Source organism: Sulfitobacter indolifex (assembly GCF_022788655.1).
GTDB lineage: Bacteria > Pseudomonadota > Alphaproteobacteria > Rhodobacterales > Rhodobacteraceae > Sulfitobacter > Sulfitobacter indolifex.
Genome location: NZ_CP084957.1, coordinates 90,180 through 104,164, shown reverse-complemented (window position 1 = coordinate 104,164; position 13,985 = coordinate 90,180). Strand labels below are relative to the sequence as shown.

General features: G+C 60.3%; 17 protein-coding genes. 13 read left to right on the top strand and 4 right to left on the bottom strand.

Annotation, left to right across the window (positions count from 1 at the left end; genetic code table 11):
* Positions 1–282: 282 nt before the first annotated feature.
* Positions 283–1,164 (bottom strand): recombinase family protein, encoded by an 882-nt coding sequence (locus DSM14862_RS21695; RefSeq protein ID WP_007120630.1) that lies wholly within the window; start codon positions 1,162–1,164, stop codon positions 283–285.
* Between the two features lie 244 nt (positions 1,165–1,408).
* On the opposite strand from DSM14862_RS21695, the gene DSM14862_RS21690 reads away from it, so the two are divergent.
* Entirely contained in the window at positions 1,409–2,458 is a 1,050-nt protein-coding gene (locus DSM14862_RS21690) for a hypothetical protein (protein WP_007120629.1), read from the top strand.
* 173 nt (positions 2,459–2,631) lie between these two features.
* Here the strand turns inward: DSM14862_RS21690 and DSM14862_RS21685 are convergent, their stop codons facing one another.
* Both DSM14862_RS21685 and DSM14862_RS21680 read right to left on the bottom strand, forming a co-directional pair.
* On the bottom strand, positions 2,632–3,951 hold the full coding sequence (locus DSM14862_RS21685; RefSeq protein WP_007120628.1) for an MFS transporter: 1,320 nt from the start codon (positions 3,949–3,951) through the stop codon (positions 2,632–2,634).
* Positions 3,952–3,959: 8 nt separating this feature from the next.
* On the bottom strand, positions 3,960–4,220 hold the full coding sequence (locus tag DSM14862_RS21680; protein WP_007120627.1) for a metal-sensing transcriptional repressor: 261 nt from the start codon (positions 4,218–4,220) through the stop codon (positions 3,960–3,962).
* 493 nt (positions 4,221–4,713) lie between these two features.
* Here DSM14862_RS21680 and DSM14862_RS21675 point away from each other — a divergent pair, with 493 nt between their 5' ends.
* The 12 genes from DSM14862_RS21675 (at position 4,714) to DSM14862_RS21625 (ending at position 12,854) form a co-directional block, all read left to right on the top strand.
* Entirely contained in the window at positions 4,714–5,442 is a 729-nt protein-coding gene (locus DSM14862_RS21675) for a HupE/UreJ family protein (RefSeq protein ID WP_009820205.1), read from the top strand.
* Positions 5,443–5,459: 17 nt separating this feature from the next.
* The gene (locus DSM14862_RS21670) at positions 5,460–6,083 is read left to right on the top strand and encodes a hypothetical protein (RefSeq protein WP_007121517.1); all 624 of its coding nucleotides are present in this window, start codon (positions 5,460–5,462) and stop codon (positions 6,081–6,083) included.
* Positions 6,084–6,738: 655 nt separating this feature from the next.
* Positions 6,739–8,178, top strand: coding sequence for a multicopper oxidase family protein (locus tag DSM14862_RS21665; RefSeq protein WP_243254689.1), 1,440 nt, complete (start codon positions 6,739–6,741; stop codon positions 8,176–8,178).
* A gap of 40 nt (positions 8,179–8,218) precedes the next feature.
* The gene (locus DSM14862_RS21660; protein WP_007121581.1) at positions 8,219–8,674 is read left to right on the top strand and encodes a DUF411 domain-containing protein; all 456 of its coding nucleotides are present in this window, start codon (positions 8,219–8,221) and stop codon (positions 8,672–8,674) included.
* A gap of 66 nt (positions 8,675–8,740) precedes the next feature.
* Complete coding sequence (locus DSM14862_RS21860) at positions 8,741–8,875, top strand: hypothetical protein (protein ID WP_007121580.1); 135 nt, start codon at positions 8,741–8,743, stop codon at positions 8,873–8,875.
* 149 nt (positions 8,876–9,024) lie between these two features.
* A complete protein-coding gene (locus DSM14862_RS21655; protein WP_090270163.1) occupies positions 9,025–9,450 on the top strand; it encodes a c-type cytochrome in 426 nt (141 codons plus the stop codon).
* On the top strand, positions 9,447–10,043 hold the full coding sequence (locus tag DSM14862_RS21650) for a DsbE family thiol:disulfide interchange protein (protein WP_009820201.1): 597 nt from the start codon (positions 9,447–9,449) through the stop codon (positions 10,041–10,043). Before DSM14862_RS21655 ends, DSM14862_RS21650 begins: the two co-directional genes overlap by 4 nt.
* Positions 10,040–10,552, top strand: a complete 513-nt coding sequence (locus DSM14862_RS21645) for a TlpA family protein disulfide reductase (RefSeq protein WP_007121403.1) — start codon at positions 10,040–10,042, stop codon at positions 10,550–10,552. Before DSM14862_RS21650 ends, DSM14862_RS21645 begins: the two co-directional genes overlap by 4 nt.
* A gap of 82 nt (positions 10,553–10,634) precedes the next feature.
* Positions 10,635–10,925, top strand: a complete 291-nt coding sequence (locus DSM14862_RS21640) for a hypothetical protein (RefSeq protein ID WP_007121402.1) — start codon at positions 10,635–10,637, stop codon at positions 10,923–10,925.
* Positions 10,925–11,629 carry an SCO family protein gene (locus tag DSM14862_RS21635; RefSeq protein WP_007121401.1) on the top strand — a complete coding sequence of 235 codons (705 nt, stop codon included), beginning with the start codon at positions 10,925–10,927 and terminating at the stop codon, positions 11,627–11,629. The genes DSM14862_RS21640 and DSM14862_RS21635 overlap by 1 nt, the downstream gene beginning before the upstream one ends.
* Positions 11,626–12,117, top strand: a complete 492-nt coding sequence (locus DSM14862_RS21630) for a hypothetical protein (RefSeq protein WP_007121400.1) — start codon at positions 11,626–11,628, stop codon at positions 12,115–12,117. Before DSM14862_RS21635 ends, DSM14862_RS21630 begins: the two co-directional genes overlap by 4 nt.
* Positions 12,114–12,854: a cytochrome c biogenesis CcdA family protein gene (locus DSM14862_RS21625; protein ID WP_040652296.1), complete on the top strand. Its 741-nt coding sequence runs from the start codon at positions 12,114–12,116 to the stop codon at positions 12,852–12,854. Before DSM14862_RS21630 ends, DSM14862_RS21625 begins: the two co-directional genes overlap by 4 nt.
* Here DSM14862_RS21625 and DSM14862_RS21620 read toward each other — a convergent pair.
* Positions 12,851–13,960, bottom strand: a complete 1,110-nt coding sequence (locus DSM14862_RS21620; protein WP_007121398.1) for a permease — start codon at positions 13,958–13,960, stop codon at positions 12,851–12,853. The two genes, DSM14862_RS21625 and DSM14862_RS21620, sit on opposite strands and share 4 nt — an antisense overlap.
* Positions 13,961–13,985: the final 25 nt, after the last annotated feature.

The following is a 13,985-nucleotide window of genomic DNA, read 5'->3' as shown; positions in this document are numbered from 1 at the left end:
GCCCGTCCCGCCGCCCGTCTTCCGGGTCTATCTTGAGAAGGAACGCAAAACCGCCGGAAACTGATGGTTAGCGTTCTTCCGCAAAAATGTCAGGAAAGCGTTTGACAGGCAAGGATTTTTTCAAATCGTGGGCCGGTATCCGGTGAAATCATTTATTTACAATGACTTATCTTATTTTGCGGATCCAGCGCGTCAAGTGCTTGTGTCGCTGCCATCTCTTAAACGCAAGATGTACTCGATTCACATAGGCGGTTTTGCTTCCAAAGAACGAATCTGAGTCTCTTAAATCATTCCCAGACTCTCGGCTCGCTCCAACAGCATCTTGACCGATGAGGGCTGCCATCTCGTTCGGCCACGGGGCGTGCGTTCGCGCATAGCTTCCAGCCGTTCACAGATCGCTCGAAGCGTGATGTCAGGATCTGCGCCCTTGATGCCAGCAATAATGGCGGGCAGGCGGTCGTCGGTTTCGCGGCGCCCGGCGCGGGCCAGAACCTCGGCAGGCAGGAAGCCGTCGCGGACATATGCCTTCACAGCGCGCAAGAGACGGCTTTGGGTCCAGCGACGCGCCTCGGGCAAGGGGCCGTTGATGATGCGCAACACGTCTTCCCAGGCCAAGTCGGGGCGCAACCGGCGCACATGGGGCACCCAGTCTTGTGCCGTCTCGTTCAGGCGCTCCATGTAGCCGTCCTGTCTTGCCAGCCGTACCTTACGAAGAGCGGCAGGGTCTTTGGCGCGCAGCCCAGGGTTCCCGCCCACGCGGCCCTTTGTGCGCGCGCTGGCGAGGCCGGCCTTGGTACGTTCCCGGATCAGGGCGCGTTCGAACTCGGCCGCGGCCCCCAGCACTTGCAACGTGAACTTGCCCTGCGGGGATCCGGTGTCGATGGGGTCGTGAATGGAACGAAAGAACGCGCCCTTGGCCTCCAGCCGCTCGATCACCTCCAGCAGATGCGACAGGGATCGCGCAAGGCGGTCGATCCGCACGACCACCAGCGTGTCGCCCTTGCCGATGCGCTCCAACACCCGCGCCAGCACCGGCCGCGCACGATTGCCGCCCGAGGCCTGTTCTTCATGGATCTCGGCGCAGCCCACGGATTTCAGGGCCTGCGTCTGGGGCAGGGGGGTCTGATCCTCGGTCGAGACCCGAGCGTAACCTATCAGGGGCATCAAAACAGTCTTTTTGCAGTTTTATGTATCGCTAATAAACGACCGTTTGAAAACGAATGCAAGGGCGTGCACTGTGGCGCTGCTCAGCAGAGAACCCTTGGTTTCCATACGCTGAGCGCGATCAGCGAGCTCTCGCAGACCATCGCGCGCCCGTGCTATATAAGGTGTGCAGGCGCACTCTGACAAAACACTTTGGTAAAATGCAAAAGTGCGGTATTTTGCATACATGAAGACTCAAGTATCTATGCAGTATGATATTTTTTACGATCCTCTTGTGAATGCGGAGGGGCTTGAAGAGACGTCTGAGGACGACCTGTGGTTCCTGCCCGGTCCGATGGACGAGGAGCCAGATTATCTGCCGCCCGGACCTAGGGCAGAGCTTCGTGAAACCGCAGTCCTCGACGATTGGCGGAAGGCAGAGGCGGGCAATGCCGCGCGTCTCGCCCGTGTGGCTGGCCGGATCGGCGCGCTGGACGACCGGCTGCGCCGTGGCCCGAAAGGTTGGCGGCACAGGCTCGCGCTGATGGAGGCGGCAGACCTCAGCTGGTTTGTAGGCGACCGAATTGGCCCGGATCGGCTGGCGCTCTGGAAATCCATGCGCTTGTCCGGCGTGCAGGACGACACCGCGGCGCTCGCGCGTGTCGGATGGGCAGTGCGGCGTCTTACAGGCGGCCTTGGACCGGAAGTGGACCTGTCCGCCTTCCTCGACCGCCGCGACCCCGAGAACCTCGGCGTTGAAGCCGAACCGTTCGCGGATCGCGCGGGCGGTTGGCTCGATCTTATGGCGCAAGCCGCCGATCTTCACCCAATCACGCGCGCTTGCATGGGCTTCCATCTCTGGAGTCTCGCGGGCCTCGGGCAGCACGGCGACCGGATGGAAGCGGCGGTCACAGCCGCACGGATCGTGGCCAGTGAGGGCAAGGGGGCGCTCTTCGCGCCTTTGGCCATGGGCGGGGCAGGAGGATTGCGCTCCGGTGGCCCACCCGCTGACCGTCTGTCTCGTTGGCTTGACGGGATGGAGACCGCATGCCTGACCGCAATGCGTCACCTCGATGATATCGAGGCATGGTCGGCGAGGGCGGAAGCCGAGATGAGCCCGCTTTCCGGCCGCACGCCCCCGGCCTTGTGCGCGGTACTTACCGAATGGCCGCTCGTGTCCGCTCCGATGGCCGAGGCCCTGATCGGCGCCAGCCGTGCTGCCGTCCAGCGCAACCTTGCTTGGATGGAAGCGCGTGGTATGATCCACGAGATGACGGGGCAGGGGCGGTATCGGATGTGGAGGGTCGCAACTTAAGCCGTGCTCTTTGTCGGGGGGCCGACAGTTTATGTTAGAGTCAACGCTTCTGTCCGCCAAACTTGCAGAGAATTCGCGCATCGAGCCCACTTTGATGAATTTTGCTCGAAGCACGAATGTCCGCATGGATGAAAACGAACCGCCCGTGTCCAGTCTTCGTCTCTTGCTGCGGCTTATAAATGCGTGGCCCAGCGAGGATGGCTCTCGTCAATGATCAAGGCATGGCTGTGCCTGCGATGTCCCCTTAGGTGGGGATGGTCGAGTGGCAAATTATCGTGGGTGTGCTCAAGCTCAACGGGATCGCCGGACGGCCAGAGTTTCAGCGCTGCGAGCATTCCGAAGGCGGCGATGAGGGCCAGTCCGATCAGTGCGGGAACGACACCATAGACTGTCAGCAGCCATCCCGACAGCGGATAGGTCACAAGCCAGCAGGCGTGGGACAGCGCGAATTGCGCCGCGAAGAGTGCCGGGCGGTCCCCGGCGTGGGCGGAACGGCGCAGCAGTCGGCCGGAAGGGGTGAGGACAGCGGAATATCCGAGCCCCACCAGCAACCAGGCTGTCAGAAGGATGGACCAGCCAAGGCCCGCTCCAAGGACCGTCAACGCCAGACCGACCAGAGTAGCCACCATCAGCGTGGCTCCGCCGAACATCACGGGCCGGTCCGGCAACACATCGAGAACACGCGGCAGGACCAGCGCGGCGATCATCGACCCTGCGCCGAAGGCGAACATCGTCCAGGCCAGAGCACTTTCCGAAAGGCCGAGCGAGCCGCGCACAAGAACGACGGTATTGACCAGCACCATCGCACCTGCCGCCGCCGCCGCGAGGTTCAATGCCAAGAGCCCGCGCAAGCGGGGCGTGGCCAGATAGATGCGGATGCCGCGCGTAGTGCGGTCATAGACACCGCGCGGCTCGGATGGGCGGGGACTGGGCAGCACGACCGAAACAACCAGAAGGGCCGATGCGGCGAAACCGAGGACCGTGCCGAGGAAAAGCGAATTGTAGGACATCACCGCGAGCAGAAGGGCCGCCAGCGTCGGGCTGACGATGTTTTCCAGATCGTAGGCCAGCCGCGACAGCGACAGCGCGCGGGTATAGCGCGCCTCTTCGGGCAGAACGTCCGGGATCGTCGCCTGAAAGGTCGGCGTGAAGGCGGCGGAAGCCGATTGAAGAAGGAAGATCAGGACGTAGACCTGCCAGACCTCGGTCACGAAGGGCAGTGCGAGCGCGACACCGGCACGCACCAGATCGAGCGTCACCAGAAGCGCGCGGCGCGGCACGCGGTCTGCGAAAGCCCCTGCAATGGGCGCGATGCCCACATAAGCAACCATCTTGATGGTGAAGACTGTGCCGAGGACCAGCGCCGCCCCGTCGCCCGAAAGATCAAAGGCGAGCAGGCCGAGTGCGACTGTGGCGAGTCCGGTACCCAGAAGGGCTACGACCTGTGCCAGAAACAGGTGCCGATAAGTGCGGTCGGAGAGAATATCGAGCATGGTCAGCCTCAGAGATATCGGGCGATCGCCCGCAACTCGGCGCGATCAGTTTCAGAACTTTCAACGTCGATACAATGGTCCATGTGATCATGGATCAGCGCACGCTTGGCGTTCGTCACGGCCTTTTCGACCGCTTGCATCTGCTGAGCAATCTCCAGACAGGGTTTGCCCGCCTCGATCATTTCGATCACGGCGCGCAAATGGCCGTCAGCGCGTTTCAGCCGGGCGACAAGGGCGGGATGGGTTGCATGGACTGGATGTTTTGTCATAAAGTAGTTCTATCCCCCCCGGGAGGATAGAACAAGATGGTGCCACGACGCACCACGCTAGAGACGGGCAGATCCTATGGATACCTTGAGGACAGTTGTAAACGCCGCGTTTGCGACACTCTTATGTTTGGCCGTACTCCTCTGGTCTGTGGTGCCCGCAACCTCGCACGCACCCTCAGTCATCGGCGTCCTTCAAGAGCACGCAGAAATGGTTGCTGAGCACGGTCATTCGCATGGACTGGAAGAAGACCTCGCCTGGGCCATGCATGGACATAGCCATGACAGCATCGATCACGATCACAGTCAGGCGGTCGTGCCTGGCCCCGACCGATCGCCGCACCCGCTCGATATTTATAGAGCCGCATGGCCGTTGAGTTCGGCCACGTCGAACACCTTGCAGACATACCAAATCGAAAGACCTCCGCGCGTCTGATCGACTGCGTGCCAACAGCGCGCTGCATTCGATCATCAACACATATGCGGAGTTCAATCCATGAATACAGTCCACCAGGGCTGGACCGATCCCGGCATACGCCGGATCGTGATCCTGTCCTTCATTGCCCTTTCGGCGCTCGTCCTGGGTGCGGAAAACGCTCTTGCCCATGCCGTCACAGAAGGTGACGCAGGCTATATCCAGGAAATCTGGGGGGTGAACATCATCCCCTTCATGTATCTCGGCGCCAAACACATGGTCACGGGATACGATCACATCCTGTTCCTGCTCGGCGTCGTCTTCTTCCTCTACAAGATGAAGGATGTAGGCATCTATGTCAGCCTCTTCGCCCTCGGGCACTCGACCACGATGCTGGCCGGTGTCTGGTTCGGCTGGGGCATCAACGCCTACATCATCGACGCGATCATCGGCCTTTCGGTCGTCTACAAGGCGCTCGACAATCTCGGGGCTTATCAGCGCTGGTTTGGGTTCCAGCCGAACACCAAGGCCGCAACGCTGATCTTCGGCTTCTTCCACGGCACGGGCCTGGCCACGAAGATCCTAGACTACGAGATCGCGTCAGAGGGCCTACTGGCCAATCTTCTGGCGTTCAACGTGGGCGTCGAGCTTGGCCAGATCATGGCGCTTGCCGTGATCCTCATCGTCATGGGCTTCTGGCGGAAATCCCCAAGCTTCTTCCGCCAAGCCTACACCGCCAACGTCGTCATGATGTCCATGGGATTCATCCTCATGGGCCTGCAAATCACCGGCTACTTCGTAGCCACCTGAGAATTTAGGAGACCAAAATGTTTAACGCAAAAAAACCGAGCCTTGATGAGCTTCCCAGCTCCGCGCAGCTTATCCGTTCCACTGCCATTGCGGCGGCCAGCGCCGTTGCGATCCTTGTGACCGTCGTGCTGCCTGCCGAATACAACATCGACCCGACCGGGATCGGCGGGGTTCTCGGGCTGAGCGAGATGGGTGAGATCAAAGCCCAGCTTGCGGAGGAGGCCGAAGCCGACAGGCTGTTGGAGATCGAAGCCGAAGAGCAGTCGAGCCTTATGAACGATATCTTTGGACTTTTTGTCGGCACGGCATATGCACAGGAGGCCGAAATCTGGCGTGACGAAACCACCTTTACGCTTGCACCCGGCGACAGTGCCGAGTGGAAGCTGGTCATGGAAGAGGGCCAGACGGTGGAATACCGAATGCTGGTCGATGGCGGTCGGGTGAATTTTGACATGCACGGCCACGGCGGCGGCAATTCGGTGACCTATGAAAAGGGCCGCGGTTCGACGGGCGACGAGGGCGAGATCATCGCGGCATTCGACGGCGAACACGGATGGTTCTGGCGGAATCGGGACAGCCAGCCCGCAACCGTGACTGTCCAGGTGCGCGGCGAATACACCGAATTCAAAGACGCAAGTTGACACAAGGGCAGCCACCCGCATGAAAAGATGCGGGTGGTTGCCTGGCTCCGAAACAGACCTTGGATGAGTCCGCAGTCTCGCCTCAGATTTTCCCCCGAAACCAACCTCGGGCATCTTTTGGCCAATCAGTGAGTACCCGCGTGGCAATGTCACGCCTATGTTACGGGATACTTCTTGACCTCCCCCTACTGGAAGCTTGCATAAGGATCGCATGATCTGCGTTTTCCGCCTCATTTTGATTCTTGCATTGAGCTTCGGTGCTGTGGTTGCGCCGGATGTATCGGCAGCGAATGCGGCTGAGGCAGCAATGGCTCAGATGGTGGGCGCTGAAAGCGGGGACGACCATTGCGGCGGATGCGATCCGATCGGATTTGCTGACGGGATAACCTGCGAGGGTGGGTGTACAGTCCCTTGTGGCGCGGGAACTACGGCCGGTATCGTAGCTCGTACGTCAGCGATGACGCTTGAGATGGCCTTCGGTGTTGTCATCCCGGTCGCGGGACCTGTGATCCCGATTGGCGCGGTTCCCTCCCTTGATCCATTTCCTCCCAAGCTGCCTGTCTGAACCTGATAGCGGCCTCGCTTGTTGCGGGGCCTGACCGTTGCCTTGGCCGAAGCTGGCTGAGTGCGACCCTTTCAGATCAAGGCAGAAGTAATGACCCTCAACAGACTGATTTCACGACGGCACGTGCTGCGCACCGGTGCCGCTTTCACGGCCATATCCACTCTGTCACCGGCACGAGTAGCGATGGCAGGTCCGACAGAGGACCCATTCTTGCTACGCGCTGCGGCCGGACAAGCCGCCCTGCGACCGGCACCCTACGGCCCTACCGACGTCTGGAGCTACAACGGATCCCTCCCCGGCCCCGAGATCCGGGTGCGGCAGGGAGACCGAATTCGGGTTCTGGCCCGGAACGGGCTAAATGAAGGGACGACGGTCCACTGGCATGGCATTCGCACACCCAATGCGATGGACGGTGTGCCGTTCCTGACACAGGACCCGATCCCGGTCGGTGGCGAGTTTCTCTACGAATTCGATGCGCTGGACGCAGGTACATTCTGGTATCACCCGCACCAGCGCAGTTCGGAACAGGTCGGACGCGGCCTTTACGGGCCGCTGATCGTCGAGGAGGCGGACCCGATCCGCGTGGATCGCGATTTGACCTGGATGCTCGATGACTGGCGGATGACCGGCGACGGACAGATTGCGACAGATTTCGGAAGCCGGCACGACACGATGCACGGCGGTCGTATCGGCAATTCCGTGACGATCAACGGCCAGATCCCTGACCGTATCGCGGTGCGATCCGGGGAACGCATCCGCCTTCGGCTGGTCAATGCAGCGAACGCGCGGATATTCGGGCTGGATTTCGGGGGGCTTGCGCCGGTCGTGGTCGCTCTGGACGGTCAACCCGTGTCACCTCATGTACCAGACGATGACATCGTGGTGGTCGGTCCGGCCATGCGTGTCGATTTGGTGATTGATATGACCGGCAAGCCCGGAGAGAGCCTGACCATCACCGATGTCTTCTACAGGGATCTGGAATACCGTCTGGTCGATCTCGCCTACGGGCCGGATCGGTTACGGGACGCGGTCCCGGACTGGTCGATGGAACTGCCACCCAACCCGCTGGCCGAACCCGATATGCAAGCTGCCACGCGGCATCAGATCATCTTTAATGGCGGCATGATGGGGCAGATGATGATGGGCGGCGGCATGGGGTCCATGATGGAGCAGATGCGCGAAGGCAACATGTGGTTCATCAACGGCAAAGCAGCAACGGGGCACATGATGGATCCATTGCTGGTCCTGCCGCAGGGCACGTCGCATGTGCTGCAGATGGACAATCGCACCGCGTGGCATCACCCGATGCATCTTCATGGACATTCGTTCCGTGTGATCACACGGAGCGGGCAACCGACACGGCATCGCGAATGGCAGGACACCGTCCTGATGGCACCGGAGGAACGGGTCGAGATCGCCTTCGTGGCGGACAATCCGGGAGACTGGATGTTCCATTGTCACATCCTGGAACACCAGGCGGCCGGCATGATGGGCATCATACGTGTCGATCCTGGCACGACCAAAACCTGAAACAATCTCACGTAACGATCACCACGAAAGGAAAGAACCGATGAAGAAACTAATTGGACTTGCCAGTCTTGGCACCGCAGGTGCTGCCGCTGTCCTTGCAATGAGCCTGAATGCCGCGCCTGCAGCAGCGCAAGAGGCCACGCTCTACAAGAACCCGCAATGCGGATGCTGCGAGAGCTATGCGGACTACCTGCGCGAGAATGGCTTCACGGTCGAGGTAAAGCCGACCCATGATCTGGCTCAGATCAGCCGTGATGCAGGTATCCCGGACGATTTCCAGGGCTGCCATACGACCTTTCTGGGTGACTACGTCGTCAGCGGTCATGTGCCAATTGATGTCGTCAACAAGTTGCTTGATGAGCGCCTGGACATTGCCGGTCTGACACTTCCCGGCATGCCGTTGGGATCGCCGGGTATGGGGGGCGCGAAGCAGGAACCGTTCAAGATTTACACCGTCGAAGAAGGTGTGAACCCGACCGTCTATGCGGTCGAATGATTAATTGCGCGGACTGGTGCGATCCCGTGCCTGACCGGTTTCAAGGGAAAACAAAGGATGAAGTGCATGATGATGGATGGTGGAATGATGGGTGGCGGCATGATGATCGCGATGGGACTGGTTTGGTTACTCATCGTGGCGGTGCTGGTGCTCGCGGCAATCGCCTTGGTCAAATACATCCGCTCGGACAGCGGAAAATAGAAATGCGCCAAGATGCGGAATGAGGGCGACAGCAACGGCGACGGCCTGTTGTCGATGGGGATTGGTCTGGGGGCGTGCGTCCTGCTTGTCGTGGCATCGATAGTCGCACTCTCGTTGTATTTGGATAGCCAGAAGAAGGCACAAGCGACATGAAAAACACCATTAGGCTCGCCGCGGTCTTGCTCGCCACAACGGTCTCTCCCGTTTCGGCGGAGAGCGACTTGCGCATGGGCGAGCGTCTCTATCAGGAGAATTGTGCCAGTTGTCATGGCGCAAACCTGGAGGGGCAGCCTGATTGGCGCACCCGATTGCCGAACGGCAGATTGCCTGCCCCGCCGCATGATGCGTCGGGTCATACCTGGCATCATACGGACCGCGTATTGTTCGACATCGTGAAACGCGGACCGGCGGCGATTGTCGGGGCCGGTTATGAAAGCGACATGCCCGGATATGAGGGCGTACTGACAGATGACGAAATCACGTCGATCGTCGACTACATCAAGAGCACCTGGCCCGACAAAGAACGTGCCTTTCAGAGTGAGCGGACCCGCGAGGACCAGCAAGCACAGCCATGACCAGCTATCGTGACAATATGACTGTTCCCACGCCCCGCCGGAGAAATCTCGGCTTTGTGCTGGTGCCCGTCGTGGCTTTGGCCCTTATGGTCCTGTTTGGCTGGGGGCTTTTCAGCGAGGGCGATGATCTGCCGTCCGCGCTTATCGACAAGCCTGTACCGGAGTTTGCACTCGCTCCGGTGCTCGGCCGCGAGGAAGGTCTTTCGACGCAGGACCTGATCGGCCATGTTTCGCTGGTGAACGTCTTTGCCTCGTGGTGTGTGCCCTGCCGCGCCGAACATCCGCTATTCATGGAATTGAGCGCCACGGGCGAAGTGCCGCTCTACGGGATCAACTACAAGGATCCGCCCGAACAGGCGCGCGCCTGGCTAGACGAACTGGGTGATCCCTACACCCGCATCGGGGCCGACATAAACGGACGTGCGGGAATCGAGTGGGGTGTTTACGGCGTGCCTGAAACCTATGTCATCACTTCCGACGGCACCATTGCCTACCGCCATGTCGGCCCCATCACGCGAGCGATTCTGGAGGAAACCCTTTTGCCGATCGTCCGTGATCTGAAAACCCAAGCCGGCAAGGAGCCAACGCCATGAAATATCTCAAAACGGCGCTGCTCGTCTGGGCATTGTCCGTCGGCACGGCGTTTGCCGGGCCGCAAGGCTTCGCACTGCACGACACGCCGCAGCCGGTGATCAATGTGCGCTACGAGACCGAGGACGGCAGCCGTGGGGACATGGAGGATTTTCGTGGCAAGGTGATCCTCGTGAACGTTTGGGCAACCTGGTGCGTCCCCTGCCGGGAAGAGATGCCGACGCTGGATGCACTTCAGGCGGAACTTGGCGGCGACCGTTTCGAGGTTGTCGCCCTGTCCATCGACAGGGCCGGGTCGCCCGTCGTGCGGCGGTTCTACGACGAGATCGGTGTCAACAATCTCAAGATGTATGTCGACAAGACCATGCTGTCGATGACCGCGCTGCGCACCGTCGGTCTGCCGACAACGATCCTGATCGACGCGCAGGGGCGGGAGCTTGGGAGACTGGTCGGCCCGGCCGAATGGGATGATCCCGAGATGGTCTCCTTCTTGCGAGGCTTTATCGAATAAGCGCCCCTGAAAGAGCGCCGCCCGCCCTTGACCGCCCAGTTATCAGAATGACCAGTACTCAAACTTCAGAAGGATTTTCCGGATGACCGACATATCATCTTCCAACGATGCGGGTGCCGCCGACATCGAAAGCGCAGGCAACTGGCCCCGGTGGTTGACGCGCAGACGACTGCTGTTCGTCGGTGCGGCAACCGTTATGGGCGGCGGCATGGCGCTGAACTGGGGATGGCTCACCGCGATCGGTCTCGCGCCTGTCTTGGTTTCGCTGGCACCCTGTGCCGCGATGTGCGGGCTCGGTCTGTGCATGAAGGGCGGGTCCGGCGGGAAATGCGACGATGCGGGTGGTGGCAAGCCCGATCAATCCGAAAGGTGATGCAGTTGATTGTCTATCTGACCCGGCGCGCCGCCTTGGCGACATTTGCGGCCACGATCGCCTTTCCGGCCTCCGCCGATCATCCGGGTGAAAATCTGGATGCCCGGATGTTCGAGATGGAGCCATACTTCCAGGCCATCGACGCGGCACAGGCCCCGGATTTCGAGTTGCTGAATGCGGAGGGCAATCCTGTGCGCTTGGCGGATTTCAGCGAAAGGGTCGTCATCCTGCATTTCATCTACGCCAACTGCCCGGATATCTGCCCGCTCCATGCGGAAAAGATCGCGGCGGTCCAGGCTTCGATCAACGACGGGCCGATGAGGGATCTGGTGCAATTCATCTCGATCACAACCGATCCCGTGAATGACACGCCGGACGTTCTGCGCGACTACGCGGACCGGCATGGGCTCGATCCGAGCAACTGGGTCATTCTGACCAAACGGCCCGATCAGAGCGACGACGCGACGCGCCTTGTGGCGCGGGACTATGGGCTCGAGTTCACCACGACCGCCGACAGCGACATGATGATGCACGGTGCGGTCACCCATGTCGTGGATATCGGCGGGCGGTTCGCCGCAAAGTTCCATGGCATGGATTTCAAGAATGTGAACCTGATCCTCTATGTCAGCGAGTTGATCAACAATGCCCAGCATCGACGCCGGGAACGCAGTTGGTGGGACCGGGTGACAGGGGTGTTTCAATGAGTGTCACCGCGACTGGCGTCATGCCATCTTCGGCGGATGGAATATCCCTGACAGCGCTACGTCGGTATTTTTCGGTAATCATCCCGGCCAATCTGATCTGGGAGTTCGCCCATATGCCGCTCTACACGATCTGGAACGAGGGCACCTGGGGTGAGATCGTCTTCGCCGCGGTTCATTGCACGGGTGGCGACATCCTGATTGCCATGAGCGCGCTGGTGCTTGCCTTGATGCTGACCGGCCGTGGCTGGCCCTTCGTGGCTCCGACGCGACGCTCGGTAACCGTCCTGACGGTGGTGTTCGGGTTGGGATATACGCTGTTCAGCGAATGGCTCAACATCGTGATCCGCGCGGCTTGGGCCTATTCGGACCTGATGCCGATCATTCCGGTCCTCGATGCAGGGCTGTCGCCCGTGCTGCAATGGATCGTAATCCCGCTGATTGCCTTCTGGTGGGCGGCGCGACCCTTCAGCGCCGAGCATAAAGCATGATGGATATTTCCGGCATCGGCATTTTCGCGGCCTTTCTGGCGGGGGCCATTTCCTTCCTGTCACCCTGCGTCCTGCCACTGGTTCCGGGCTATGTTTCCTACATCGCAGGCCAGCCGGATTTGCGCACGACGCGATCGGTCGGCCTGCGGGCACGCGCCGGGGCACTTGGCCTAAGCACCTGCTTCGTTCTGGGGTTCTCCACGGTCTTTGTCGCGTTGGGGGCCGGGGCCAGCGCGCTCGGGTCGTTGCTGCTGACTTGGCGCACTGAGCTCAACTATCTGGGCGGGGCGATCATCATCCTGTTCGGACTGGTCATGCTGGGTGCCTTCCGTCTGGAAGCGTTCTCGCGTGACACCCGCTTCACACTCGACATTCCGGGGGGTCGCCCGCTTGGAGCCTACGTCCTGGGCTTGGCCTTCGCCTTTGGATGGACGCCCTGCATCGGGCCGATCCTCGGCGCAATCCTGACGCTCAGTTCGACATCCGGCGGTATGTCGGACGGCATCTGGCTGTTGTCGATCTATTCCGCAGGGCTGGGCGTGCCGTTCCTGCTGGCCGCGCTGTTCACCGACGCCATCGCCGCACGGGTCAGACAGATCGGCAAAGCCGGTCGCTGGCTCTACAAGGGCGCGGGCGTCGCCATGATCATCATGGGCGTTGCCATCATGACCGGCCAATTGTCCCGGTTTGCCTACTGGCTTCTGGGAACCTTCCCATTCTTGGCCTCAATCGGTTAGTCTTCCTCGGCATTCCTGATGTGAAGCCAGATCAGTGCTGACCCGATGACAAGAAAGATCAGGTTGAGGAAGAACGTGTAATCGATGCTGAACCGGACCATTTCCTGAAGCGAAGGCCGCTCGGTCGGGATCATCCCTACGAGAGCGAACAGGTAATGCACCGTAATTCCCGCAGCGACCATGCACAGGTACAGCAAGCCTGAAAGATAGAGCGCATACTGCCAGCCGTAATATTTTGCGTGCACCCATATCACCGTGGCAGCAACAAGATCGGCTCCGAGAAAGGCGATCACGCCTCCGAACGACGCATCACGCGACCAGAGCATCGCAGCCAGGGGGACATTGCCCATCGACCCGATGAAGGTGAAGAAGGCCACGACCGGTGCCACCAGCGCGTTTTCAAGAACGATCAGGAAGCCCGGCGCGTCCTGCGCACCGCCATCTCCGACCAGAAAGATCGCGTTCCAGAAGCTCTGCGGCACAAAGACGGAAATGAAACCCGCGACCGTGAAGCCGAAGAGGATCTCCTTCCAGACCATCTTCCATTCCATGAAGAAAGCGCGGGCGATCCGGTCCCATCCTTCGCGGGACAGCAGTTTGTCGCGGAACGAACCCTTCATGGTCTGGTCCCTGTCCATACCTTCGTCGGACTGGGCCTTCTCCGCATGCTCTTTTGCGCTTTCGACAAACGACCTTGGAAGCCATATCAGGGTGAGGGCATAGGCGTAGATCGTCATCAGGATGCCAAGCATGAAATTTGCCACCATGAATTTCCAGCCCAGCAGGACCAGAAGGACGATTCCAAGCTCGATCACCAGATTTGTCGATGAAATCAGGAAGGCGATCGAATTGACCGGATGCGCACCCTTCACGAGGATCGAACGCGACGCGGCAAGAGCCGCGAAGGAACAGGACGATGACACAAACCCAAAGAAGCCGGCAATGCCTGCCTTCCTGGCACCACGGTCGCCAAGAACACGCGCCATCTGATCCCGTGTCACGAAAATCTGGATGCCTGCGGAGATGATATACCCGAAGATGAGCGCCCAGAGCGCCTTCCAGAGCATGCCCGCCCCGGTCGTGAATGCTTCGATTATCTGGTCCATTCAGCTTGACCCTTTTTCGCAGTGC